Source organism: Agaribacter flavus (assembly GCF_042646125.1).
Lineage (GTDB): Bacteria > Pseudomonadota > Gammaproteobacteria > Enterobacterales > Alteromonadaceae > Glaciecola > Glaciecola flavus.
On sequence record NZ_JBHRSW010000049.1, the window covers coordinates 66,372 to 92,881 of the forward strand.

General features: G+C 41.2%; 22 protein-coding genes and 4 tRNA genes. 5 read left to right on the forward strand and 21 right to left on the reverse strand.

Annotated elements, in window-relative coordinates:
• Position 1 precedes the first annotated feature (1 nt).
• Together ACFOHL_RS17090 and panP are read right to left on the reverse strand one after the other, a co-directional pair.
• Positions 2–721, reverse strand: coding sequence for a response regulator transcription factor (locus tag ACFOHL_RS17090; protein ID WP_376921458.1), 720 nt, complete (start codon positions 719–721; stop codon positions 2–4).
• Between the two features lie 143 nt (positions 722–864).
• Positions 865–2,487, reverse strand: a complete 1,623-nt coding sequence (panP, locus tag ACFOHL_RS17095) for a pyridoxal-dependent aspartate 1-decarboxylase PanP (RefSeq protein WP_376921459.1) — start codon at positions 2,485–2,487, stop codon at positions 865–867.
• A 185-nt stretch (positions 2,488–2,672) separates the two neighbouring features.
• Between panP and ACFOHL_RS17100 the strand changes: the two genes are divergently transcribed.
• On the forward strand, positions 2,673–3,374 hold the full coding sequence (locus ACFOHL_RS17100) for an EAL domain-containing protein (RefSeq protein ID WP_376921460.1): 702 nt from the start codon (positions 2,673–2,675) through the stop codon (positions 3,372–3,374).
• On the opposite strand, the gene trmB is transcribed toward ACFOHL_RS17100, so the two are convergent.
• The 13 genes from trmB to murB all read right to left on the reverse strand — a co-directional run bounded on the left by trmB (position 3,359) and on the right by murB (position 12,772).
• Entirely contained in the window at positions 3,359–4,039 is a 681-nt protein-coding gene (trmB, locus tag ACFOHL_RS17105) for a tRNA (guanine(46)-N(7))-methyltransferase TrmB (RefSeq protein ID WP_376921461.1), read from the reverse strand. The two genes, ACFOHL_RS17100 and trmB, sit on opposite strands and share 16 nt — an antisense overlap.
• 26 nt (positions 4,040–4,065) lie before the next feature.
• Positions 4,066–4,836, reverse strand: a complete 771-nt coding sequence (locus ACFOHL_RS17110) for an ABC transporter permease (protein ID WP_376921462.1) — start codon at positions 4,834–4,836, stop codon at positions 4,066–4,068.
• The gene (locus ACFOHL_RS17115; protein ID WP_376921463.1) at positions 4,833–5,771 is read right to left on the reverse strand and encodes an ABC transporter ATP-binding protein; all 939 of its coding nucleotides are present in this window, start codon (positions 5,769–5,771) and stop codon (positions 4,833–4,835) included. Before ACFOHL_RS17115 ends, ACFOHL_RS17110 begins: the two co-directional genes overlap by 4 nt.
• 214 nt (positions 5,772–5,985) lie before the next feature.
• Complete coding sequence (locus ACFOHL_RS17120) at positions 5,986–6,288, reverse strand: hypothetical protein (RefSeq protein ID WP_376921464.1); 303 nt, start codon at positions 6,286–6,288, stop codon at positions 5,986–5,988.
• 367 nt (positions 6,289–6,655) lie between these two features.
• Positions 6,656–7,705: a CNNM domain-containing protein gene (locus tag ACFOHL_RS17125; protein ID WP_376921465.1), complete on the reverse strand. Its 1,050-nt coding sequence runs from the start codon at positions 7,703–7,705 to the stop codon at positions 6,656–6,658.
• Positions 7,706–8,306: 601 nt separating this feature from the next.
• Positions 8,307–9,491, reverse strand: a complete 1,185-nt coding sequence (tuf, locus tag ACFOHL_RS17130) for an elongation factor Tu (RefSeq protein WP_376921466.1) — start codon at positions 9,489–9,491, stop codon at positions 8,307–8,309.
• A gap of 49 nt (positions 9,492–9,540) precedes the next feature.
• Positions 9,541–9,616, reverse strand: a tRNA-Thr gene (locus ACFOHL_RS17135).
• Positions 9,617–9,625: 9 nt separating this feature from the next.
• A tRNA-Gly gene (locus ACFOHL_RS17140) sits at positions 9,626–9,700 on the reverse strand.
• Positions 9,701–9,733: 33 nt separating this feature from the next.
• Positions 9,734–9,818, reverse strand: a tRNA-Tyr gene (locus tag ACFOHL_RS17145).
• A gap of 8 nt (positions 9,819–9,826) precedes the next feature.
• Positions 9,827–9,902 (reverse strand) — tRNA-Thr (locus ACFOHL_RS17150).
• A 135-nt stretch (positions 9,903–10,037) separates the two neighbouring features.
• Entirely contained in the window at positions 10,038–10,793 is a 756-nt protein-coding gene (locus ACFOHL_RS17155) for a type III pantothenate kinase (protein ID WP_376921467.1), read from the reverse strand.
• A complete protein-coding gene (gene birA / locus ACFOHL_RS17160) occupies positions 10,765–11,760 on the reverse strand; it encodes a bifunctional biotin--[acetyl-CoA-carboxylase] ligase/biotin operon repressor BirA (protein WP_376921468.1) in 996 nt (331 codons plus the stop codon). The genes ACFOHL_RS17155 and birA overlap by 29 nt, the downstream gene beginning before the upstream one ends.
• 7 nt (positions 11,761–11,767) lie before the next feature.
• Complete coding sequence (gene murB / locus ACFOHL_RS17165; protein WP_376921469.1) at positions 11,768–12,772, reverse strand: UDP-N-acetylmuramate dehydrogenase; 1,005 nt, start codon at positions 12,770–12,772, stop codon at positions 11,768–11,770.
• 141 nt (positions 12,773–12,913) lie between these two features.
• On the opposite strand from murB, the gene ACFOHL_RS17170 reads away from it, so the two are divergent.
• From ACFOHL_RS17170 to ACFOHL_RS17180, 3 genes are all read left to right on the forward strand, one after another.
• Positions 12,914–14,791, forward strand: coding sequence for a diguanylate cyclase (locus tag ACFOHL_RS17170; RefSeq protein ID WP_376921470.1), 1,878 nt, complete (start codon positions 12,914–12,916; stop codon positions 14,789–14,791).
• A gap of 96 nt (positions 14,792–14,887) precedes the next feature.
• On the forward strand, positions 14,888–15,418 hold the full coding sequence (locus ACFOHL_RS17175) for a PH domain-containing protein (protein WP_376921471.1): 531 nt from the start codon (positions 14,888–14,890) through the stop codon (positions 15,416–15,418).
• Entirely contained in the window at positions 15,411–16,994 is a 1,584-nt protein-coding gene (locus tag ACFOHL_RS17180) for a PH domain-containing protein (RefSeq protein WP_376921472.1), read from the forward strand. The genes ACFOHL_RS17175 and ACFOHL_RS17180 overlap by 8 nt, the downstream gene beginning before the upstream one ends.
• 44 nt (positions 16,995–17,038) lie before the next feature.
• On the opposite strand, the gene ACFOHL_RS17185 is transcribed toward ACFOHL_RS17180, so the two are convergent.
• The 5 genes from ACFOHL_RS17185 to ACFOHL_RS17205 are packed head-to-tail and all read right to left on the reverse strand — an operon-like array spanning position 17,039 to position 22,202.
• Complete coding sequence (locus ACFOHL_RS17185; protein WP_376921473.1) at positions 17,039–18,295, reverse strand: ABC transporter permease; 1,257 nt, start codon at positions 18,293–18,295, stop codon at positions 17,039–17,041.
• Positions 18,295–19,494, reverse strand: a complete 1,200-nt coding sequence (locus ACFOHL_RS17190; protein ID WP_376921474.1) for an efflux RND transporter periplasmic adaptor subunit — start codon at positions 19,492–19,494, stop codon at positions 18,295–18,297. The genes ACFOHL_RS17185 and ACFOHL_RS17190 overlap by 1 nt, the downstream gene beginning before the upstream one ends.
• Positions 19,491–20,498, reverse strand: a complete 1,008-nt coding sequence (locus tag ACFOHL_RS17195; protein WP_376921475.1) for an HlyD family secretion protein — start codon at positions 20,496–20,498, stop codon at positions 19,491–19,493. Before ACFOHL_RS17195 ends, ACFOHL_RS17190 begins: the two co-directional genes overlap by 4 nt.
• Positions 20,491–21,528, reverse strand: coding sequence for an HlyD family secretion protein (locus ACFOHL_RS17200; RefSeq protein ID WP_376921476.1), 1,038 nt, complete (start codon positions 21,526–21,528; stop codon positions 20,491–20,493). Before ACFOHL_RS17200 ends, ACFOHL_RS17195 begins: the two co-directional genes overlap by 8 nt.
• Before the next feature lie 8 nt (positions 21,529–21,536).
• On the reverse strand, positions 21,537–22,202 hold the full coding sequence (locus ACFOHL_RS17205) for an ABC transporter ATP-binding protein (RefSeq protein ID WP_376921477.1): 666 nt from the start codon (positions 22,200–22,202) through the stop codon (positions 21,537–21,539).
• Positions 22,203–22,421: 219 nt separating this feature from the next.
• On the opposite strand from ACFOHL_RS17205, the gene ACFOHL_RS17210 reads away from it, so the two are divergent.
• Positions 22,422–23,339 carry a DUF808 domain-containing protein gene (locus ACFOHL_RS17210; protein ID WP_376921480.1) on the forward strand — a complete coding sequence of 306 codons (918 nt, stop codon included), beginning with the start codon at positions 22,422–22,424 and terminating at the stop codon, positions 23,337–23,339.
• Positions 23,340–23,516: 177 nt separating this feature from the next.
• Here the strand turns inward: ACFOHL_RS17210 and ACFOHL_RS17215 are convergent, their stop codons facing one another.
• Positions 23,517–26,219, reverse strand: a complete 2,703-nt coding sequence (locus ACFOHL_RS17215; protein ID WP_376921481.1) for a M16 family metallopeptidase — start codon at positions 26,217–26,219, stop codon at positions 23,517–23,519.
• Positions 26,220–26,510 lie beyond the last annotated feature (291 nt).

Below are 26,510 nucleotides of genomic sequence, written 5' to 3' on the forward strand. Positions count from 1 at the left end.
GTTAATTACCCTTACCCGCTTTATTGAACTTGTAGCCTACACCCCATACCGTTTGCACATACTCTGGGTTAGTCGCATCTACTTCTACTTTCGAACGCAAACGGTTTATATGTGAATTCACAGTGTGCTCATAGCCACTGTGTTGGTAACCCCAAACAGATTCTAACAACTGACTTCTGGAAAATACTTGATTTGGATGCTGCATTAAGTGATACAACAAGTCGAATTCAGTCGCAGTTAAATCGAGCAGCTTGTCGTTGCGAAATACTTCTCTGGTTTGCTGATTGATTGAAATATCCCCGCATTGAAGTACCCCTTCTTCCGCGACAACCTCTTCTTCTTTTGCTTGGCGTAGGAGGTGGGCTTTACGAATTTGAGAGCGCACTCTGGCTTGTAATTCCGGAATGCTAAAAGGTTTACTCATGTAATCATCAGCACCTAATTCCAAGCCTAAAACCCGATCTGTTTCAGAATTTTTCGCCGTTAACATCAATATTGCCTGCTCAGGTTTACGCTCTCTCAATTTACGGCAAATATCTAAACCACTCATTAAAGGCAACATAACATCAAGTAGAACCAAGGAATACGAATTGTTCAACGCCGCATTTAGGCCACTTTGACCATCAGCGCAATGATCTAAATTCAAACCTAATTCGCTGAGGTTAACTTTGATCAATGCAGCTATGTCCATATCGTCTTCTACAATCAGTACGTTATCCATATTGGTTTCCTTAGACTATTCAGTGTTATTTAACGTTTTTTATCCGACGCGGATTTGAGAATCACTTACAACCTAGCAAGTATTATAAATCGAAGTATGCAGAACACATATCGCAAAAGTATCACAAAAATGACAAATAATGATTACGCTATTTTGCTATCACATACTAGATTAAGGTTTTGCCATATCTTGTGCTGTTTTGCGAAATCAAGCTGCTCTTCCAAAATGGAATTAAGATCTTGCTCCGTCGTCAGCGGGTTCGCCAACACTACCCTGAACACCGTAATGGGCGCATTGTGATATTGACTCACTTCTATGCGCGTTCTCGACACGAAGGACTTACCCGCCTCTCTTTGTTGCTTTTGCACTGAAACAGTTAGAGTGTCTAGCTGAGCATTAATCTCCGCTTGTTGTATACTTGAAATACTCGAAAGCTCGGACAATGAAGGAGGAAGCAGTCGATAAGTTAAAATCGATAGTGTTGGTTTAGTGACTAACTCAAAATTGTCGTTTCGTTGAATCAATTCTGCGAAACGATCGGCCAGCTCAATACTTTTATCAATCAATAATTGATAGCCGCGTCTGCCAAAGATATGTAACGATGAATATAGCATCATTGCCATGCCATTTCGCGAGCCTTCTAAAGTGGTAGAACCCAAATCTTTAGAGCCTTCCCTTAATATGTATTGTGCATGGTGACGCACAGAATTACTATCGGACGGGTTTTTAAAAATTGCCATGCCAGCCCCCATGGGGACATACATTTGCTTGTGCGCATCTATCGTTACCGAATCAGCCCGTTCGATGCCTTTTAGTTTATCTCTGTATGTATCAGAAAATAGGGTGGCACCGCCCCAAGCTGCATCTACATGGAACCAGCAACCAAGCTCTTGCGCAACATCTGCTAACTCGCTCAGAGGATCGACATGTCCAGTTTCCGTCGTACCTGCTATGCCAACAATAGCAAGTAATTTATTTCCTTGTGACTGATAAGCTTTACCCGCTTCTAATGCTTCCTTTGGATCTAAAATGTGTGAAGGACTCGGTAAAGAGAGTAAATTCTTACGCCCAATCCCTAACACATCTACCGCTTTTCCGAGCGAATAGTGCCCCCGCTTAGAAGCAATAACCCCTAAACTTTCGACACCATAGTGTTTGTAAGCACTTACCAAACCTTCGACGTTTATTCCTCGAAAATTACCTTCAGGGCCCATTAATTTATTTCTTGCTACCCATAAGGCAGTAATGTTAGCAATGGTTCCACCCGAACAAAATGCGCCTAATGAGTGCCTCGCACTGTGTAAATACTTAGCGTAGAAAGACGCCTCACCACCATAGATGAGCTTGTGCATCATCCCTAAAGTTTGTCTTTCCAAGGGAGTGAACGCTTTGGAGGTCTCTATCTTTACAAGGTTTTGGTTTAAACCCACCAATAACTTAGACAAAGGTAGATGAAAATAGGGTAGCGCAGAAGTCATATGCCCGATAAACGTGGGTGAATAAGTATTCACTGAATGGGCGACAAGCTTATTCAAAAGTGTCTCAGCATGGCTAGAGACGAACTCAGGCGCGCTTGGTATCGAGGCATCTGAAAAGTCTTTTTCGATCTCTTCTAAAGAGGTCTTTTTTGTCACGACATGCTGCGATAAGAAATCAGAGACATTGTCTGATAAGTGCTTTTCTATCTTTGCTAGTGTAGAGTCATCGTTTTCCGGTTTAGTAAAAACTCGAAATAAATGCTCTAAGCTGACTTCTGCCTTCGCCAAAACTAACCTTTTACGCGTAAATTGAGTGCGAAACTTTACCCCAGTTAAGCTTAATTACCAAGTCTGTGTGCGCTCAATTCACTTAAATCATTGTGTACATGACATTTTTTTTACAATTTTATTAAAGCCTTGGGGAATTTTACTGATAAGCTAAGTAAGCGTCTTTGTAATCTCTGGAAATTTGTGTGCAAGCCAGTATTGTTAGTGACAATGTGAACATCGAACATATCGTTCCTTTTTATCAGCCCATCTTTAATTTAGACACTGGGGCAGCGGTCAGGTATGAGTGCCTTGCTAGGCTACTTGATGAAAACCAAACTGTTCACTTGCCAAATGATTTTTTGTACCTAGTAGAACGTAAAAAATTTACCGCCGCAATGACCAAACGAATGCTAGAAATGTCTACTAACTTTTTTAGCCCAAAACAAATGCGTTGGAGCATAAATATGTTTGCAGCGGATTTATCTGACGTAAAGATACTGCGAGACATGACAAGTTTATGCCTAGATATCGACAAAGGTTTATGCGGTATTGAGTTATCTTACGACAGTGTCAAAGACAATCTACCTGCGCTAAAAAACTTTATCAAACAGATACCCAATTTACATATCAGTGTTGATGATGTTGACGAATGCACTGATAAGTTACATGCCATTATTGCTTCCGGTATTGATGCAATCAAGCTAAAAGGCAGTCTGGTCAGAAATTTTGCTTCAACAGGATCAAGTAAAAAAGTGATTGAATGCGTACGGCACTACTGTGATGAATATGCCGTTAACTTAATTGCTGAGCACATCGAAGATCAACAAACTTTAGAAGCTGTTAAATCGGCAAACATAAAATATGGACAAGGTTTTTATCTATCATCTCCTCAAACAACGGTATAAGCTCGCCAACAAGTTTGCTGTGAAGACAGATACTTCCTTTCAAATGGTGTAATGGCCTGCCCTTTATGTTGTTCAATACACATGGTTACCCCATATTCTGCTGCCGCTAAAGCAAATTCTCTTACATAAATTGACCAATTCGATCTCAGTTCAATATTCTTTGAAACGCCTAGCATACTTGGGAATGCCGCGCTAGCATGCCAACGCTTACTCAATTGTGATTTTTTCGGGTATGGATTGGGGTAAAATAAAAATTGTTTCACTACCTGCCAGTCTGTACCTTGTGACAATTTGTTTTCGAGCAAACGCCAAAAATCATACAAATCAGCCCTTACGACTAAAGCATTTTGCAGCGGCTCGGCAACATATCGCGACTGATAATGAGCATGTTTGTCGAGCCTAGCCGCTGATTTATCAATGCCGATAACTTTTGCTTCTGGGTAGCGTCTTGCCAATACTACAGTGCTTTCGCCCACCCCGCAGCAAGCATCAACAATGACATCTTGTTTCCAGTCTCCAAGCCATGAAATAACTAGCTCAAAAGCTCGCTGCGTGTGCTCAGAAAGGGGCTTTTTACTGGTGATAGATTGATGTCTGCGCACATACTTGGATAAATCCTCGTGTACCTCAATTTGATTACTCGTGATTTCACTCGCGTGTTGCATATTGATTAAGCTCTGTAACACATCATCTACGTTCTAATACCCACGCCTCGGCTTAACAGGCGCCATGCCACAAAATACAGCACACCGTTAAACACCACTAATAGCCCCAAAGATACGCCAAAACTTACGTCAGCTGTACCTAAGAACCCATACCTAAACCCATTAACCATGTATACAATGGGGTTCGCCTTGCTGACCCATTGCCAAAACTCTGGCAATAAACTCAATGAGTAAAACACACCTCCAAGATAGGTTAAGGGTGTAAGCACAAATGTTGGGATGACACTAATATCATCGAAATTTTTTGCATACACCGCATTAATCAATCCCGCTGTAGCAAACAAGGTTGAGGTAAGTAAAAGGGTCACAAAAATGACCGAAAAATTATGAATCTTTACGTCAACAAAAAACATAGAAACACAAGTAACGATAACGCCTATTAACAACGCTCTGGCAACACCTCCGCCGACAAACCCAAAAATGATGACCCAAGTTGGTACGGGCGCAACCAAAAGCTCTTCTACATTTTTTTGAAATTTTGCACTAAAAAACGAAGAAGAAACGTTAGCATATGAATTTGTGATAATGGACATCATGATCAAACCGGGCACGATAAACTCCATATAGGTGTATCCACCCATATCGCCGATTCGTTGTCCAATTAAACTGCCAAAGATGATGAAATACAAAGACATTGTAATTGCTGGTGGCACAAGTGTTTGCACCCAGATACGCAAAAAACGGGTGCACTCTTTTATCCAAATCGTACGCAACGCGACAATGTTGACACTATTCATTTCGAACCTCCTGCACTCGCATTATGCTTTGAAGATTCAACTAGTCGTACAAATAGCTCCTCTAAGCGATTCGCTTTATTACGCATACTCATTACTTTGATTGATTGCTTAGAAAAATAGTCAAATACGGGGTTGAGCCCACTCTCTTTTGGCACATCCACCTCAATTGTATGCCTGTCTATGATGCGCGACGTAAAGCCCTCGAGAGCTTGTTTTTGCATATCACCTTCTACATCAAATACAAAGGTTTCAATGTTCAAGGTTGAGAGTAGTGCCTTCATACTTGTATTTTCAACAATTGTACCTTTGTCTATGATGGCGATGTTTCTACACAGCATTTCTGCTTCTTCTAAGTAATGTGTAGTCAATATAATCGTAATACCTTGTTGATTGATATCTTTTAAAAATTTCCACATAGAACGACGGACTTCAATGTCTACACCTGCTGTAGGCTCATCCAAAATCAATATTTTTGGTTCATGCATTAACGCACGAGCAATCATCAATCGACGTTTCATGCCACCTGATAACTCGCGAGAACGAGCATTTCGTCTATCCCACAATTCCAATTGTTTTAAATACTTTTCAGCCCGTTGTTTTGCAATATTACGAGGTACACCATAGTATCCAGCTTGATTGATAACAATTTGATAAAGTGTTTCAAACTGATTGAAGTTAAACTCTTGAGGCACTAAACCAATACATGACTTTGCCTCAACTTCTTGTTTTTCAGCATCGTATTGAAAAACATTGATGTTGCCGGCAGTTTTGTTCACCAAGGAACAAATGATACCAATAGTCGTCGATTTCCCCGCTCCATTTGGTCCTAATAACGCGAAAAAGTCACCTTCCTCGACCGACAGGTTGATCCCATTTAAGGCTTTCACTCCACCTTTATACGTTTTCTCTAAACCTCGAATATCAATTGCTTTCATCAATTCCCTACTGGTTCTTTCGTGGCAAAGTAAAGACTTGCCGTATTATTTTTTGTTGCTTTGTTTTGTAGCATAGCTATTGCGCTACAAACTGTATGGCTTGAATATTGAATCAACCACAGCGGGTCAAAAGGTAAAAAATGCACATAGCTTGGCTGTTACGTATGCATTTGAATATGTAAGACAGTCCTAGATTATACAAATATAACTGATGTTAGCCTAGAGGCTGTTGGTATAAACGTTTTAAAGAACGTTCGTAAGTCAGTTGCACGATACATGCATCAGTGCTGGCGCGATGTCTTTTTAAACCACTTCTTCGACAAATGAAAGCCTTGTCTTTATCCCATGTTTCAAATTGATCTTCACGCATGATCAGCTCTAAACTGCTCATCCTGAACTTCATCTCTATTCTTGCTTTACCAAAAAGTTTGAGTACCCAAGGGTTATCGACTACCCAGGCATCTGAGTACAAAGTCTGCCCATTGGCAAACGCATTTAAATCACGACAAACATCCATTGGGTTTTCGCCACGTAATTCAATAAGCTCTCTGGATATACCATGAATTTGCTCAGCAGCGGTATCCCAGTGTTTCCAATCATCAAAAGGCTTAATTAAGCGACAAAAGCGGTTTCCGTTTGGTAAGACAACGCCAATCTCGATTGGAAAGCTGTCTATACCAAAGCCACTGGCTTCGACGTCGATAATTGCGGGCAGAATGGTTGAAATGCTAATAACTCCAAATTAGGGCAATAGCTAACTATTGACTATGTTTCCTTATATATCACTAGGGTATAGGCTATACAATCATAGACCCTACAAATAATTTACTATAGCAAATGCATACATCAAAGCTATATCTCGATTGCTTAGTCATATGTGCATGTTAAGACTGATTTTGCATTAAACGCTTTTCTCTGCGTTTCCACATTACCTTAGCCAATCGTTTCATACTTACCGTTGTATCAAGTTCATCAACGATTTCTACGCCTAACAATGATTCAAGAAGATCTTCTAAAGTCACAATCCCCTCAAGACCGCCGTACTCATCGACTACCAATAATATGTGCACGCGTGAGTTTAAAAAGTGGTCGAATGTTGTCGCGAGAGGCATATCACCCAATAATGTTATCATGCCCTTAGTAAATTCTTTTAACAGACGCGTTTGCTCCCCCTTAGCACTGGCAAGTAAAAGTTCTGACTTCATCACAAAGCCGGTGATATTTTCAGATACGTTGTCTTCGTATATCGGAATACGCGAGAACGGGCGGTCGGCGTACTTTTCGACGAATTCCCCTACAGTAAGATCCTCAGATAAAGAAAACACGACGGTACGGTGCGTCATTGCATCCTTGATTTTGCGCTCGTGTAAGGTTAATAAATTTTGCAGAAAGTTCGCCTCTTGAGAGGCCAACTGCCCTTCACTTTCTGACAATTCAGCCATCGCCAACAATTCGCTACGACTTAAACCTTTTAAGGGGCTCTCTTCTGTAAAACCACTTGTCAACTTTTGCGACATTTTCACAAATGGATATAGAACGAGTATCAAGTATTTTAAGAAATATGCAGTAATTGGTGCTAGAGACTTCCAATAAGTAGCGCCAAGCGTTTTCGGAATAATTTCTGAAAAAACCAATATCAATAAAGTTAGGACAGCTGAGATTATGCCTAGGTAAGCGTCACCAAATACTGCCGCTGCTTGCGCGCCCGCGCCTGCGGCACCCATCGTATGCGCTATTGTGTTTAAGGTTAATATAGCCGATAGAGGTTTATTAATGTCAGTGGTAAGTTTATTAAGTAAGGGACCCGCTTTTTTCCCTTCTTTTTCTAGTAGAGAAATATAGGCTTGTGAAACACTCAGTATGACAGCTTCTGCTACCGAACAAATAAACGAAAAGCCAAGCGCAATAAGAACGTAAATAACAAGTAAGACCATGTGGTCAAAGCTACTCCTAAAACCATTGATACAGTAGTCTACCGATTCAAGATAAAAAGTGGAACAAGCTAGGGCTGATTAAATTGGTTTATTTTGTTTTGTGCGATCGATAAAGGCTTATAACTTGGTTTTTCGCAAGTAAAAATATAAATAAGAACTGACAACAAGCGTTAAAAAAATTGCTTCAAAATCAAGATTCAATTCAAACTGATAGTATTGTTCATTGATAAACTCAGCCAAAACGGTCAAATAAATCGCAACGAATAAAACAAAGGTTATTCTGAATAAGATTCTAGATGCCTGCACAACAAGTTCCTCTATTCTCGACTGAATGAGCTGTTATTCTGTTAATAGTCAATTTTTTGACACCACGATTCTGCGATAGGTTCCGCGTTTTTTCAAGCGTAGATATGATGAGAGTAGAATAATTTTTAATCAACAATAGTTAATCGCTTAAAATTCATAATGATAAGTCTTTTTCATCAACTCAAATTTTTAGCAAACTGCTCATATTATTATGAGGACAAGAGTATGAAGTTGCAGTTATAAAAAAGGCCAGCAAATGCTGGCCTCATATTCGATGTATTGTGCGCCTAAACGATTAGTCTAGGATTTTTGCTACAACACCCGCACCTACTGTGCGACCACCTTCACGGATAGCGAAGCGTAAACCTTCATCCATCGCGATTGGAGCAATTAGTTCAACAACAAACTTCAAGTTGTCGCCAGGCATAACCATTTCTACGCCTTCTGGCAATTCTACAGCACCAGTTACGTCTGTTGTACGGAAGTAGAACTGTGGACGATAGCCTTTAAAGAATGGCGTGTGACGACCACCTTCATCTTTGCTTAGTACATAGACTTCTGCTTCAAACTTAGTGTGTGGGTTGATTGAACCAGGCTTAGACAATACTTGTCCACGCTCTACTTCATCACGCTTAGTTCCACGAAGTAGTACACCTACGTTCTCACCTGCGCGACCTTCGTCTAGCAACTTGCGGAACATCTCTACACCAGTACAAGTCGTTGTAGTCGTTTCTTTAATACCTACGATTTCAACTTCTTCACCTACCTTGATGATACCCTGCTCTACACGACCAGTAACAACCGTACCACGACCTGAGATTGAGAATACATCTTCAATCGGTAAGATGAATGGCTTGTCGATATCACGCTCTGGCTCTGGAATGTATGAGTCTAAGGCTTCACCTAGTTCGATGATTTTTGCTTCCCACGCTTCATCACCTTCTAGTGCTTTAAGTGCTGAGCCTTGGATAACAGGTAAGTCATCACCTGGGAATTCATATTCTGAAAGTAATTCACGTACTTCCATTTCAACTAATTCTAGCAACTCTTCATCATCTACCATGTCACATTTGTTCATGAATACGATGATGTAAGGTACGCCTACCTGACGACCCAATAGAATGTGCTCACGCGTTTGTGGCATTGGGCCATCTGTCGCCGCAACTACTAGGATAGCGCCGTCCATTTGTGCCGCACCGGTGATCATGTTTTTAACATAGTCAGCGTGTCCTGGGCAGTCTACGTGTGCGTAGTGACGCGTAGGCGTGTCATATTCTACGTGTGACGTCGCGATAGTGATACCACGCTCACGCTCTTCTGGTGCGTTATCGATTTGGTCGAATGCTTGTGCAGCTCCACCATAGGTCTTTGCTAGAACTGTAGTGATTGCTGCTGTTAACGTCGTTTTACCGTGGTCAACGTGGCCAATTGTACCTACGTTTACGTGCGGTTTCGTACGTTCAAACTTTTCTTTTGCCATGTCTATTTTCCTAGCAAAGTTATAAAATTAAATTAATGAAGCAACCAGATGGTGCTGATAGGCAGATTTGAACTGCCGACCTCACCCTTACCAAGGGTGCGCTCTACCAACTGAGCTATATCAGCAGACTTGTTTGGAGCGGGCAGTGGGAATCGAACCCACATCATCAGCTTGGAAGGCTGAGGTAATAGCCATTATACGATGCCCGCAATCCGCTATTCTCTGGCCACCTCTAGAGAAAGTGGTGGAGGGGGCAGGATTCGAACCTGCGAAGGCTGAGCCGGCAGATTTACAGTCTGCTCCCGTTGACCGCTTGGGTACCCCTCCTGATTTGATGGTGCCGGCTGCCGGAATCGAACTGGCGACCTACTGATTACAAGTCAGTTGCTCTACCAACTGAGCTAAGCCGGCACTGCATCAAGTGGGTGCGAATTCTAGAGTAAGGTTTCGAACGTTGCAAGTGGGAATTTGCAAAAAAATACAGTTTTTTTTGATTTTTTGATTGAATGCTGAATAAACACACAAAAACCGCACTAATTGTCGTCATCAAGTGTTTTTATTAAGCTCAGACACTACAGCCGCCATACCAATTAGCACTAAATTATCAAAATACTGGCAACCTAAAGTAAGTTTATTGGGTAAATTGTCGTATAAAAATTTGCCGTCTCCGCCACCAATAAAAATATCAAATTGCTCGCATTGCTCAGCAAACAAATCTGCAGCAGTGCTCACCACGCCAATAAGCTGCGCTAAGGCTCCATTTGCCACACAATAAGGTGTATCGGATCCAAACTGAAGCGTGCCGAGCAATTCACTATTATCGACTACTTTTGCAGCTTGCTGAGAAATAGCCCGACGGGAAACGGTGTACCCTGTCGAAATCCATCCCCCAATATGGGCATGACCAATTACAGCATCAGTGGTGAGAGCTGTTCCAGCGTGAAAGACTAGATAATTTTTACTTCCTAAGGCGCGACAAGCAAGTATACACATCCACCTGTCTACTCCCATGTTGTTCACGACTGGGTAGCTATTGGCAATCCCTAGTTCAGATTCACGAGCCTTCAGGAATACTATGTTTGCTGTTGGCTGACCAAGTTGGCTTAAACGTTTTATCAACTCACTATCTGCCGCGACACAACAAATATAGATACTATTAGCCGACTTAGATATTTCTTCAAGTGCATCTAAAGAGGTATAGCATGTCAACAACTCAGACAAGACAGAACTGTCAGGATTAAACCACGAGTATTTGATATTTGTATTACCAATATCAACTAACAAGCTGGCTGCGTCTGACACTGATTTCGCCCCCATGATAAGATTTAATGCTCCCTTCATTCTCTAACAGCAAAGCACCACTACTATCAACGCCCTTACAAACTCCTTTTATGCGCTGATTGCCTGACATCAATTCCACTGCTTGGTTATAAAACAAATCTGCTTGCTCCCACTCTGGTAAAAATGGTCTCAAGCCTTCTTGCTCGAACACGGGTAATATTTGCCAAACATTTTCAATTAAACGAGCGGCCAGTTCGTTTCTATCAATGCTACGCCCTGCTACCGTCGATAGGTCAGTATACGCTTGTTCAATACCTTCTATATCGCTGGGAAGTTGAACATTGACCCCAATGCCAATAATCGCATCGGTTGATCCTCCCACTTGTCCTTCAACCTCAATCAGAATCCCACATAGTTTTTTTTGGTTCGCATAAACGTCATTAGGCCACTTAAGCTGACAACTTGCGTAACCCAAACCTGCGATAGTTCTGATAACTGCTATCCCAATAACTAGCGATAAACCAGCCATCGATTGATAACCAGACTCAAAACGCCAGAGCATCGACATATATATACTGGCACCAAAAGGGGACACCCAAGTTCGCCCTCTACGACCTCTTCCAGCCGTTTGTGCTTCGGCTAAAATGCAGGCTCCATTTTGTAGATTTACCGCATCTTTCTTGAGCACATCATTTGTCGAACTAATGATATTTTCAATATGGATAAGTGTTTCAGCACTTGGTTTGTTGATGAGAGAAGAAATTTTATTAGCATCGAGCATCACTATAGCTTGGGAAAGCTTGTATCCTCGGCCTTTGACAGTATAAATATCTAAACCTAAGGCAACCAGCGCTTTAATATGGTTAGAGATAGCACTTCTTGATAAATTTAGCGTTTGTGCCAAATCTTCACCCGAAACAAAACTACCTTTACTCAATATCGACACAATTTTTGTGCGAATTCTATTTATTTCGACTTTATTTCTCATATCTTATTTACAACGATACCAGTCCATTACGACCAATTAATCTCACTTCATTTTCTAATTGAATATCAAACCGGTCGAGTACGGATTGGCGTATTTCTCGAGCGAGAGAGAGCAATTCATGCCCTTTTCCATCAGACAAATTTAGTAATACCAATGCTTGTTTTTCGTGACATTGTATACCACCTATTTTCTTACCTTTAAAACCCAAGGTATCGATAAGCCAAGCGGCAGGAACTTTAACTTTGCCATCCTCACTTGGATAATGCGGTATATTGAGGTATTCCCTTTGCAACTCAAAATATTGTGCCAAAGTAATGATTGGGTTCTTAAAAAAACTGCCTGCGTTGCCGTATTCCGCGGGATCAGGCAACTTTTCTTGCCTCGTTTTTACTACCGTTTCGAAAATGTCTTTTGGGCTAGTTTTTTTTAACTTAGCTAGAGGTCCGTAACTCGTCACTACGACATTATCCTTTGGTATTGCAAAATTAACGCTAATAATTATTCGCTCGGCGGTTCTGTCTCGTTTAAATACACTGTCGCGGTAAGCAAACTGGCATTCTTTATTGTTGAAATAACCGATACGCTTTGATTTCACGTCAACAAATTCAACACTATGAATAAACTCTTTTATTTCTACACCATAGGCGCCAATGTTTTGGATGGGCGCTGCACCAACCGTACCCGGTATTAGCGCTAGGTTTTCTAGACCATGAATACTTCGCTCTAAGCAGAATAGTACTAGTTGATGCCAGTTTTCCCCTGAAGCAACGTTGAGGTGATAAAAATTGTCGTCTTCAAAAACGGTTATTCCCTTTAAACGGTTTAGCAATACAGTCCCAACATAGTCTTCGATGAAGACTGTATTGCTGCCTTCACCCAATACGATAAATGGCTTATCTGTCAGCAGCGCTAAAGAATTTGTTAAACCATCAAGACTTTCTATAGTCTTAATCTCAGTACAAGATGCGTCAAATCCAAAGGTGTGATACGACTGTAATGATTGCAAACGCATGATTTCCTTAAATTATTAGTGCCTGCTTATCTTTGGTATCTCTGTATGTTACATAAAAACAGACCCTTGTATAAGCAGTAAAGTGGAAAAACTTTGTATATCAATAAATACTATAATGAAGCTAATAGGCAAAACACTAAAATGAGCAATTCTCTTCCTTTTTCACAAGGCCTGATTATCGTCGTGATTAGCCTTGTTTTTAGTTGTGCCACTATCGCCGACACTGCATCTAAAATAGAGTTTTTTGATGAATCTTATAAGTATCAGCTGCTTGAGATGCAACAAGATCCGGCTGCGTATATTTCTGCAAAACAAGTATTTGCATTTAGAAGTAAACAAGATTTTCAAACCTTATTCGTAGCTATTCAGGCATATGAAGCGCTTGGCAAAAAACAATTGGCAGCAGAAAAGCTACGGGCAGGTATTACCGCCAGTTTTTCTAATGAGCTAGAAAGTGGTAGACAAATACGCGCAATACTTTTTGAAAAAATGAGCGACCTTCTGTTTTCTTCTAGTCAATTTGAACAAGCTCGCCAGGCGATAGGTAACGCCATAAACCAAGGTAACGCTGACTTTGGTACCCTCGATCTTGTAAACCGTTTGCAGAAAAGAGCCAAAATCGATACCACCATGGGGGCAAATATCGATGCTTTGCAAGATCTCCAGCTTGCACTTCAGCTAGCAAAAACGATAGATAACGAGTATAAAATTTCAGAAATCGCCATGTCGATTATGAAAGTTCACCAAAGTAGAAGCGAGCATTCCATAGCAGTTAGCTACGCCAATCAAGCACTTACAACATTGAGACAGCGAGAATTACCGCATATGCTAGCCCAAGCATTAGTTTTAAGTGCAGAAAGTTATATTGCCGTCAACCAGAGTACTATAGCCCTCAATCACCTGTTAGAAGCAGAAAAAATACTCTCTAGCACACCAGATCAAAACATCTCAGCACAACTATTTAAAAACAAAGCCAAAATTGCTCTACAGGCAACTAACACTGAACAAGCCATAGAGTTTGCTAAACAGGCTATAGCACTATCTGGTGAAACCTCTTCATCATCAATGGCTGATTCGCACTTATTATTGAGTATGGCCTACGCAGGGAATGACGACATCGACGCCGCGATAGAACACTTGGTCACGGCTTTTGAAGTGATTCAGAACCAACAAATCCCGTTTTCACTCTTGCAAAACCTTCACTTACACAGAGCTGAATTACTGAGTATATTAGGGAGATATGAGGATGCGTATAGGTTGACTAAACATATTGTCGAAAGTAGAGAACTCAACCAACCCATTGACGAAATGAAACGCATGCTCGATATGCACACTAATTTTCAACTGAAACTGCAACAACAAGAGAACATTAAATTAAAACAAGAAAACGAATCACAGGAAACTGAGCTTGAAAACAAAGCCATGCTTACGCAGTTGTATTCAGTCATTATGGTTTTACTATTTTTGAGTAGTATACTGCTGTTTTTATTGTTTATTCGAACTCGAAACCATCGCAAAAACCTAGAGCAAATAGCGCATAGGGATCATTTGACTGACCTATACTCGCGGCGGCGAATTTTTGAAATTCTATCATTTCAACATGACATGTTTAGACGTAACAAGCAGGCCTATTGTATTGCTATTGTAGACTTAGATCATTTTAAAAAAATCAATGATAATTACGGCCATCAAATCGGCGATGAGGTCTTGAAAGCGTTTGCACAAATTGCCAAAGAGTGTTTCAGAAAAACCGATAGTATCGGCAGAATTGGTGGAGAAGAATTTTTATTTATTTTTCCCGAAACACCACTTAACCAGGGAGAACGTTTGTTAAACGTTTTTTCTGAACGCATCAGAAAAATCAGTGAACGTCTAAAACTTGATCAAGTCACAACCGCATCTGTAGGCATGGTCTCCCCTTCTAAAACAGATAAAATAAGCGAAGCACTTAAACGAGCCGACGAGGCCTTATACTCAGCCAAAGAAAACGGGAGGGATCAAATTGTAACGGGAGATTAACGTGTACTAGACTTTGTATCGAAGTTCTTGTTTACTTTAATCTTTGTAGCAATTGCGTCAACACCTCCTACTTTAACCCCGTTACAGAGCAAAAACATGGCGTTTACTAACAACATATTGTCTGATTCAGATATTAGTATAACCAAGGTGATACTCAGCCCACTCTCTCCCAAGTACCGCAAAATCAACTTGATTTTTACGCTACTTTTTACTCTTTTCATTGCGGCTATCCCCGTTTTTCTAAAATTTGCATGGTTTATAGATATGCCCAGTGGTTACCACCAACATTACCTATGGATAGTTGCGGCAATATGTCTGCTTGGATCATGGGTTTTTGTATATCATTTTTTTGCCGATCCACAGAAGGCCTATGCGCTGCGGGAGCATGACCTGCACTTTCAGACAGGCTTGTTTTTTCGTAAACATCTCAGTCAACCGATTTTGCGAATACAACATATCGAGATAAAACGCGGCCCCATCGAACGCAAAGCAGATCTGGCTACTTTACAAGTTTTTAGCGCGGGCGGAGCTAGTCACACGTTTTACATTCCCGGTCTTGCATACGAAACGGCAGTAAAACTGCGTGGATACATTCTTGACCACAAGGATTTAAGCCTAGATGAGTAACAACGAACAAGGCTTATCCAACACAAACAAACCGCTTGATGACTGGTCAAGAGTCGCGCCGATTGGGATTGCCTATTTTTTCTTTAAGAGTCTATTTTTCTTTATCACGAACATTGCTTTTTATCTAATACCTGCCTTGGTATTGCAGTCGGATAAGATAAAACAACATCTAGATTATGTTTTCCTCGCTGTGCTTTGTTTGCTGGCTGTTTTCATGGTTTTTGCGCTATTTAAGTACTTTTTTTACACATTTAAACTGAGTAATGATCGTATTGAAATAAAACAAGGCGTGTTAAGAAAGACTCATTTAGATTTACCTTTTGAAAAAATTCAAAACGTCAAAATTGAACAAGCGTTTTATTATCGTTTCAACGACTACGCTACGGTAGAACTGGAAACAGCAGGTTCATCTCAGCAAGAAGCGAAAATTGTCGCCTTAAAGCTGCATGAAGCTGAAGCCTTAAAAGCTCGCGTTCTGCATACGATCAAACATCGTACCGATAGCAATGAACTTTCGAGCCTGCATGCTGAACAAGCCACTTCAGTCGATTCAGATGCCAGCGAACACATTTTAAATACCCGTTCTATTGGCGACCTAGTCATTCACGGCATTACAAACAATCGAATATGGATTTTGCTTGGCGCAGCGGCACCATTTTACAACCCAATTGTTGAAAACATAGGTGCGATAATGGAAGCAATTGGTTTTGATATTGCTGGCTACCTAGACTACAACTCGCAAAGCCTTGGCTTATTCATTCTGCATATATTATCGATCGTAATGGTGATTATGTTGGCGGTCGTACTACTGTCCGTTATCGGTTCCATCTTTGTGTTTTACAACTACCAACTCAGCAAACAAGGTGCTCGATATATTAAACGTAGTGGCCTGATTACCAAACAAGAAGTGAGTATGAAGGCTAGTAGAATACAAGTGGCGATTCAACAACAAGATTGGCTAGACAGAATTATCGGTAGAGCAAACGTGAAGTTTGCACAAAACAGTACGAGCCAAGCTGGACATAATCAGGGCGCACAACTAAACGTAGCGAGTAGTTTAGTTGTGCCCTCTGTCACGCCAACAGAGTCAGACGCTCTCATCCATGATGTATTCAAGCAAGCGTCTATCAACCATCGAGCCTACCAGCATATAAATCCAAGATACATATTGAGGCTGCTTATTTTCCCTGTTATTCCCGTATGCGTATTACTTTTTGTCGTCGCTTACCTCGCGAGTTTTAATCTTATCGGTTGGATTATCGTGAGTCTCGTTTCTGTACTACTAGTGGGGCTATCTGTATTGCGTTGGTATCGCTGGGGTTACGATTTTAGCGAAGATTTTGTATGCATTAGAAAAGGACTGCTTGGCGTTGATTTTAGTATTTTCCCACTTGGTAAAATCCAACAAACAAAAGTCAAGCAAACTGTTTTGATGGAGGCGCACAAACTCGCTAGTATACAAATGGTGCTCGCCTCAGGCGCACACTCGATCCCCTACCTACCCGATGACGTAGCTATTGCGCTAATGGATAGAGGTTTACTCATCGTAGAAAAAGACAAGCCCGCGTGGATGTAAAATAGAGGCTGTTTATCATTATTTATTATTTGTGCTTTCGGTCATTAATCGCTGTGTAAGGCATCAATTGGGTTTAACTTAGATGCCTTAATAGCGGGGAATACACCAAACCCTACGCCGACTACCATACAAATTGTCATAGACAAAAAGATGGCGGGCATTGACCAGCTAACGGCCCACTCGGAATAAAAACCGATAACCTCAGATAATACTAAACCAAAGAAAATACCTAAGACCCCTCCCACTACCGAAATCGTAAAACTCTCGGCGATAAATTGGCGACGAATATCTTTTTGAGTGGCACCCACTGCTCGAAGCAAACCAATCTCTTTTGTCCGCTCCATCACGTTTGCAAGCATTATATTCATGATGCCTATTCCACCCACTAACAGCGAAATACCGGCAACACATGCCATTACAATGTTGAAAATTTGTTGTGTTTGTTTTTGTTGTTCAAGCAAAGCAGCTGGAATAATGAGCTCATAATCGTCAAGCTCACCATGTCGCAATTTTATCAAACTATCGATGGCTTTTGCCGCTACCATTGGGTCAGTGCCACTAGCTATGTTTAGTTTTATGCTATCAAGTTCACTATCTAGTAAATTCCGAGAAAACTTTTTTGCACTGGTATTAAGCGGCACAAATACCGTATACCTGTCGCCGCCGATTTTAACGCCTTGAAATTCATTTTTCGCGCCTTCTGGTGCTTCAAGGACACCCACTACCTCGAGCCAGACATGATTCAATTTAAGGTATTGACCCACGATTTGAGTTTTATCGCTTTGAAATGTAGGGAACAGCTCAGCAGCGGCATCCGCGCCTAACACAGCTACTTGAGCGAGTTTGTGCTCGTCCTGTTCGTTCAGCACTCGCCCGACTTCGACAGTCAAATTTCCATGTTTAAAATAGGTAGTTGTCACACCCAAGGCGGTCGCTTCACTTTTAGCAAAGTCACTGTACAAATCGTGAATATCGATATCTTTTGATGCACTATACCCTTCTACAAACGGTAAGGTTGATAGCGCCGCTTGAACATCACCCAAATTTAAACCAAGCGACTCTTCTCTGATTTCTACTAGCTCGTTTTTTTCATATTCTTTAGCGTTCACAATGATGTTGTTAACGCCCATTGAATCGATTAGTTTGAGCGCCTCACGTTCAGCGCCTTCACCTATGTTCAGCATGGCAATCACCGCTCCAACGCCAAAAATCATGCCCAACAAAGTTAAAAATGTGCGTAACTTTTGTGCCAATAGCTCCTGAATGGCATCGGAAATAAGGACTTTATACTGTGTGAACACTATCCATTTCCTATCATATTAAGTGGAGGTTGACTAAGCGCAACTAAATCACCGCCGGTAATCCCCTCTGTAATCTCTACTAAGTACAAATTTTTTCTTCCACTTCGCACTTTCCTTTTATCAAAAAAATCCCCTTGCTTGACATAGACATAACTTTCACCTTGCTCATGATGAAGTGTTTGCAATGGAACCACGAGCGATTCCGACGTATTCTTAACAGTAATACTGGCGCTCAGTTTTCGACCTGGTTGCATAATTGCTTTGTCTTGCTGATCTAATGAAGCCGTCAATTCAAAGTACGTAACAGGATTTCCGCGTTCAATACTTCTCGGAAAACCTGATACATCGCTAGTCTCACCAGTAAACGTAGTATCAGGGAAAGCATCTAAGCGGATCTCGACTTTTTGCCCCACCGCTAGGTCAATCGCTTCATTAGCTTGGACATAAATCTTTGCTTGCATGTTTTCAAGGTTTGGAATTTGGGCAATAGAGCGACCTGGAAAAACAGTTTGACCTACACTCGGCTTTTCACCTCGGCGGTCTTTTTGGTAAATAAGTAAGCCTGAATAGGGAGAGACAACTTCGAGACTCGATAGCGCTTGTTGTAATTGTTGAAACTTAGTATCAACGCCTGAACGTTTTATGTTTAAAACAGCCATTTGGCTATCATGTTGATCATCAATACTACTGTCTTTCCAAGATAAAAAGCCGTCTTTTGCTTCCAAAAAGTCTCTATTTGCCAGAGTATCAATGATCTCTAGCTGAGAATATATTCGAAGGTCATCAATGGCAAAACGATCTACAAAGTCAAATTCATGTTTCACAAAACTTTGATCCGATGCTACTTCGTGCTTTTGTTCTTTTTGTTTTGCTTCGCTTTTCAGAATATCTTGTTCTAGCTTTAATAACTCTAATTCTTCTTCGCGACTGTCACGTTGGATTTGTTGAGCATCGAACCTAGCAATAACCTCACCCTTTTCTACATAAGAATTTTCATCTTTTAGCCACGCGAGTGTCATTGGGCGCCTTCCTGGGCTCAATATCTTTTGAGATTGCGCGGCTTCTATTTCTCCGAAACCCGATACCGTGATATTAAATGCTGTTTTTTTAACTTCAAATAGTGGAACAGTGCTTTGTTGCTCTGAGTTACAACTAAACAAAGATAAGCTCAATAACAAACTGGCATAGCAGCGCATCATGATTGTTCACCTCGGAGTTCTACCGTTGCCTTCATGCCTGGTCGCATAATATCCAGATCCAAAGTATCGAGTGTGACCCAAGCATCAAACACGATTTTCATATTATTTTTTGATTTATAGCGGTATGACTGACCTAGTTCGCTGATAGTGCCAGAAAAAGGTTTTTCGGGATAAGCATCCAAAGTGACCCGTACTTCTTCCCCTAAAGTTACTTGAGAAGTCACTGATTCATCAAACTCGACTTTAACCGCAATTTTTTCTAAAGATGGTAATGAAATTATTCTCAAACCCATAAAGACGGTATCACCCACCGCAGGCTTATCATCATCACTATTTGGTATTAGCGTCACCATACCTGATGAAGGTGCATTAATCGTCAACTTCTTAATGCTGTCTTCTATTTGACGCACCCTAAACTTGGCTTTTTCTACTTTGGCGCCCTGAACTTGCTCACTCACTTGCATCGCTGTGTGATGTTGTTTAATACGCTGTTTTGCTTGCGTGTATAATTCCGTTGTTATCTTGTATTCAGCTTGCTGTTTTTTGCGTTCAATTTCAGAACGAGAAACGTCGGTAATTTCAACCTTGCGTTTGGCTATCTCCCTATTTTTTTTTGCTTCAGCCAAATCTAAAGTCAGCTGCTCTAATTTAGCTTTGTTCTCTAAACTGATTCTCTCTGCTTCCTTTTTTTCAGCACCGAGTTGGCTTTGACGCTCTAGTAGTTCAGTAGTCAATCGTTGACCATCAAATTTTACTAACAAATCACCAGCTTGCACGAAGGAGTTTTCTCTCGCTAAATATTCGATTTTGTATTCCCAAGTACGAGGAATATTCGGCGGCGAGATAGAAATTTCTTGCAAAGACACAAGCTCAGCCGGCGCACTGACAGCAGGTGTTAAATCCCTTTCGATTACATTTTCTGCTCCCCGTTCAGCGCAGCCAAGGAGAAAAAGTGCAACGAACATACAGACAATGGCTTTTTTGCTGCTTGGTGGTTTAAACATTTTCGCCTCCTTTGTGAACATGTATGCGTACGCTCATACCCGGTAGCAATTTTAAATCTGGCTCTTGATCAAACACGACTATTGCAGGGAAATAAGCACTTTTACTCCATTGTGGTTTCGTTTCACTTTGTTTTGACAGATGCCTTATTCTTCCTTTGAACCTTTTATCGGGAAAGGCATCCATTACAATCATCACAGCCGTGTTATCTTTCAACCCTACTGCATCTATTTCATGAACCCAAGTCTCAATTTGAAAATTACTTGTTGACTGCACATCCAACACCTTCCAACTTGGCCTCACGTTCATTCCTGCCGAGATTTTTTCACCGTACCAAGGATGAGTAGCATAATTGACGGGTCCCGTGTATTCGGCCAATACCTTTAAACGTGCCATCACGCTCTCTAGATAAGATATTTGCTCTTTTGTTTTTAAGATATCAACTTGCTTTTTCTTCAGTTCTGCTTCCTGCTCACGGTATGCTCTGCTTAAAGCCTCTTCAGCTTTCACTTGTTCGAGCATTGCTTTTTGCAAAGCTAGATCATATTGACCTTTATCATAAGCGCTGACTTCGCTTTCTGGCACCGAAGCTTCGATGGCAGCCTTTTCTACTCTCATTTTTGCCACTTTTAGGCTACCTTCGGCATCAATAACCTTTTGATCCTGCTCCAAAGAAAGTTGTTTTAGCTCTAACTCCAAGCGTTCCAAGTTCTCTTCATTGCTCAATAGTTGATTCTGCTCTGTCGCCCCATCAAATACAACGACAGGCGCACCCTTCTGCACTATTTTCCCCTCTTGCTCCATCCATTGAATTTGAATTTGCCATCTGCTTCCTTGTGGCGCACTCACGATCTGCTTTGCTGAAGAACTTATATTGCCAGTTAATATTAGTTCGTCGGCTCTTGCTAGCTCTGATATTGTTAAAGAGAAAAACATGCAGGCAAAGCTTGTCGCTAGGTTTAATAGATAGTTTTTATGTTTACCGCAAACATGTTTGTTTGTGTTGCAAGAGTGTATGATTTGAGCGTTCATCGCATTGCCTATTCAGAAATAATTACACCGTCTTTCATTCGGATAACCCGTTGAGCGTATTCAGCAATTTCATCTTCGTGGGTAACCATTACAATGGTTTGCCCCTGTTGATGAAGTTCACTTAGCAAGCTCATAATTTCATTTGATGTTTTACTGTCTAGATTACCCGTAGGTTCATCCGCTAAGATTACGGAAGGTTGATTAATAAGCGCTCTAGCTATCGCCACTCTTTGCCGCTGCCCACCAGACATTTCAAATGGCTTGTGATGCTTTCTGTGACTCAAGCCAACTCTATTTATTAGTTCATTCGCCCGTTTGTTTGCTTCTACTTCATTAATTTTTGAGTAGCGCAACGGCAACTTAATATTTTCTATCGCATCTAATTTAGGTAACAAGTGGAAGGTTTGAAAAATAAAGCCAATATGCTCATTCCTAATTTTCGACAAGGCATCGTCAGAAAGAGAAGCAACATCTTGATTATTAAGCGTGTATTTTCCAGAATTTGGTGTGTCTAAACAACCAAGAACATTCATCAATGTAGACTTGCCTGAGCCAGAGCTTCCCATAATTGCAACAAACTCATTTTCTGCTATTTTCAAGCTAAGATCGTTAATTGCTGTTACGCGTTCCTCTCCGTTCTGAAAAAACTTTTTAATATTACTTAACGCAAGCATTGCTTATCCCTTTGTTTCCAGCTCTTTACCCACGAAGTATTTGCGCTGACTTTTTAACCAGTATAATACTGCCTTCTATTTGGTGCAAAAACACAATACACCAATTGCTGTATATATAAAATCAATGATAGATTTATGAAAACGAGCAAGTTGCTTGCTTTTTATTTGGCTACATAGACTGCTTTTAAGCTCAGGAACCCATGAATAAGGAGATCACTCATCGCTAGTTCAACATTACTTACCTTACTTGACGACATCGCCAGTGTACTCGACGATGTCGCGGTTTTATCAAAAGTAGCAGCAAAAAAAACATCGGGCGTGCTCGGTGATGACTTGGCACTAAACGCCGAACAAGTATCCGGAGTAAAGGCAGAACGAGAATTTCCTGTTATTTGGGCAGTCGCAAAGGGTTCGTTTTATAACAAGCTAATACTAGTGCCGAGTGCATTAATAATCAGTTATTTTGTTCCGTGGCTCATTAATGTGTTGCTTGTCATCGGTGGGCTTTATCTTTGCTTTGAAGGCGCAGAAAAACTGTTTCATAAATTTTTCTCGTCCGATCACGAAAATACACAAGAGGATTTGTCTAAAGTCGATACGCCAGAAAAAATATCAGCGATAGAAAAAGAAAAAATAAATGGCGCAATAAAAACAGATTTTGTGTTGTCAGCAGAAATTATCGTGATTATTTTGGGGACAGTACAAACCGCGGCATTTAGTACACAAATTACCGTGTTGTCCTTGCTCGCTATCGCGTTTACAGTAGGCGTATATGGTTTTGTTGCATTAATCGTTAAATTGGATGATATGGGACTTTGGCTATTGAAGAAATCAGTTTCAGGTAGCTACAATAAACTTCAACGATCTGCGGGTAGAGCCTTACTTATTTTCGCACCCGCCTTAATGCATGTCCTCTCTTTTGTTGGAACCATTGCCATGTTTTTAGTTGGCGGTGGAATTATTTTGCACAGTATTCCCGTTTTACATCATGTGCAAGTAGACCTTCTTAATGCTTTACCCGAAAACTGGTTAATTCAATCATCAATGGAGTTAGTTGGTGTTTTCGTCTTAGGGGTGATTATTGGATTACTTTGCCTTGCCTTATTAAATCTAGGAAAGCGCTTTACGCGTAAATGATCAAGTCTAGGGGTGTTAGGGCACTACTAGTGGCCAAACGAGTTTAGCCCAATAGAAAGCTTAAATAACCTGAACTCGGGATTTAGGGCGCTGCTGGACGGGGTTGCTTATCCCGAGTTCAGGTTAAATAGCTTGAGTTAGCATTCGGCTAACTCAAGCTTGCTTTTCAATACAGTTTTATAAGTCATCCATACTTTTGACAGTGACCTTACCCACAGCGGCTTCTACTTCTTGTTTTATTTTTTCAGCGTCGCCAATGATTACCCAAGTTAACTTATCTGGGTACAACAACTGCGCAGCAGCGTTTTCAAGATCTTCTAATGTCAGCGCATTATATTTTTCTACCAAGGACGTAGGATAGTCGTATTCACGACCAAAACGATTACTTGATAATAGACTTCTTAATACTGCGCCCGAAGTCTCATATTGCCCGGGCAGCGACCGAACACGGTCTAATCTCGCACGGTTTAGCTCGATCTCTGTTGGTGGTTTATCACTCGTGTAAGCATTTAACTCTTTAAGCAATTCGTTCAGTGAGGCACCAGTTTTATCAGTTTGAACCGGTGCATAAACCATAAATGGACGTTGACCTCTAGCATCTTGTAAGAAGGTATAAGCACCATATGCCCAGCCCTTGTCTTCCCTCAAATTCATATTTACTCTGGCAGTGAAGGCTCCACCTAGCGTTTCATTCATTGCATCAATAGCAATATTGTTTTCCACGCCGGTAGGAGGTGCCAAATGTGCCGCTAAAATTAATGATTGTTGAGAGCCAGGACGGTCAATAATAATGGTTTGCCCTTTTTCAGGTAACGACACTTCAGTGATGGTTTTGATTTGTTTGTTGCCTTTCGCTTTCCATTTGCCTAGTGACTTTTCCAGTAAAGGTTTTATTGTGGTCATATCTGTGTCCCCAACCACAAATATAGTTGCGTTGTCGGGGCGCATCCATTGTTCTTTAAACGTGACTAAATCTTCTCTGGTAACAGTTTTTACGGCTTCTTCAGTACCTGTTCCAGTAAAAGGTAATCCGTAGGCATGACCTTCTCCATAGATTAAAGGAGGTAAGACTGTTAGAGCGATTGAAACAGGTTGGACTTTTTGTTGGGCAATGCCGGTCAAAATCAAATCACGCTGACGCTCTATCTCTTCTTGCTTAAAAGATGGTCTAATCAATACGTCCCCGAGTATATCAAGAGACGCACCTAAGTTTTCTTTCAACATTGACATCGATACACTAGTAGTATCCAAGTTCGAACCTGTGTACAGATTTGTGCCGAGCTTTTCTAATTCGGCGGACAATTCTAAGGCGTCGTATTTACCTGCTCCTTCATCAAGCATACGGGAAGTGAAGTTTGCTAAGCCGAGCTTCCCTGTTGCATCCGCTGCATATCCTGCGTCAAACTGCACTGATAGCTCAACCACAGGGATGGTAGAACGATTGGCGACAACTACTTTCAGGCCATTTGAAAGTGTAGCTTGTTCGGTCTTGGGAAAACTTAGGACTGTTTCTGAATTTATGTTTGGTAGTCCCGTGCTTCTGTCTACACCTTCTTCTGAAGCTGCATATTTTGGCAACGGCACTACCGTAATTTGATGCCAGCCATCGCCTAACCACGTTCTTGCAGCACTCAGGACGCTTTTGGTCTTTGCGTTGTCGAGCTGCTTAAGCTCTGTTTGAAAGTATGCAGGATCACCGGCTAACATCTCGCCTCTAGCAAGAGTATCGGCTTTACCACCAAATCCACCAACTTCTTCCAAGCCACGAATAATGCTAGCGCGTGTTTTCGTTGCGACTAATTCAACTTCATCTTTTGTCGGCCCTTTTTTTAAAAATTTGGCAATAATTTTATCCATTTCCGCTTCTACAAAAGCGGGTTCGACACCGTCTTTAACGTCTACGATTACGCCGAAAACCGAAGCCATTTGTAATTCATAGTTAAACACTGAAGCACTCGTCGCTATCTGCTGGTTATACACCAACTCTTTGTACATACGAGAGTTTTTACCATCTCCTAAAACACTTGCTGCGACAAATAAATCTGTAGAAGTAGGGTCAGTATCTTGTGGTGAAACCCAAATACGATAAATTCTAGTCTGAGGTACCTTGTCCTGCATTGTTTCGCGAGAGTTTTCCTTTCTCTTGGGAACCCACTCATTCCACTTAGTCAAAGCGGGTCCTGGGGCGATGTCTGCAAAATATTTTTCTACCAGCGGTTTTGCTTCTTCAGCGTTGATGTCACCACTTAACACTAAAATAGCATTGGCTGCGCCATAATATTTCTTAAACCATTCTTCTACATCTTCTAATGACGCAGCATCAAGGTCAGCCATTGAGCCTATAGGTAAGTGTGAGTAGGGATGACCTGTTGGGAATAAATTGGTAAATACTCGTTCGAATACGCCCCCATAGGGTTGATCTTCACCCTGACGTTTCTCATTTTGTACAACACCGCGTTGTTCGTCGAGCTTTTCTTGAGTGATCGCACCGAGTAAATGTCCCATTCGATCAGACTCCATCCAAAGCACACGGTCTAGCGCGGGAGTTGGCACTGTTTGAAAGTAGTTAGTGCGATCGAAGCTCGTCGTCCCATTCATTCCTGTTGCACCGGCTTCTTGTAAAGGGCCAAACCATTCATCGTCATAGTTTTCTGAACCATTGAACATTAGGTGTTCAAACAAGTGAGCAAAACCTGTCTTACCTTGAGGTTCATCTTTAGAGCCAACTTTATACCATACCGCTACAGCAACCACTGGTGCTTTGCGATCCTCATGAACAACAACCGTTAAACCGTTGTCCAACTTGAATTTTTCATAATCGATATTTAGTTCTGTTGCACCAACACTCATGCAAACAATACTAAATATGAGAGCAGTCATTGTGTGTATTTTACGCATATATTCTTCCCTTGGTTTCACTAAAAGTCCTGAGAAACTTGTGTGTTATTCTGTCGACAGAGGAGCCCATTCAATTGAACTTTAGATCCCTCTCAACGTATTATGCGCTAATTTAAAATTAAATAAGGAAAATATGTGTAAATCTTTGTTTCACATTTTGTTAGGGAGTAAAAACAACAAAGCCCCAGCATAAGCTGGGGCTTGTGTCTAGATTAGGAGTCTGGCGATGTGCTACTCTCACATGGGGAATCCCCACACTACCATCGCCGCTAA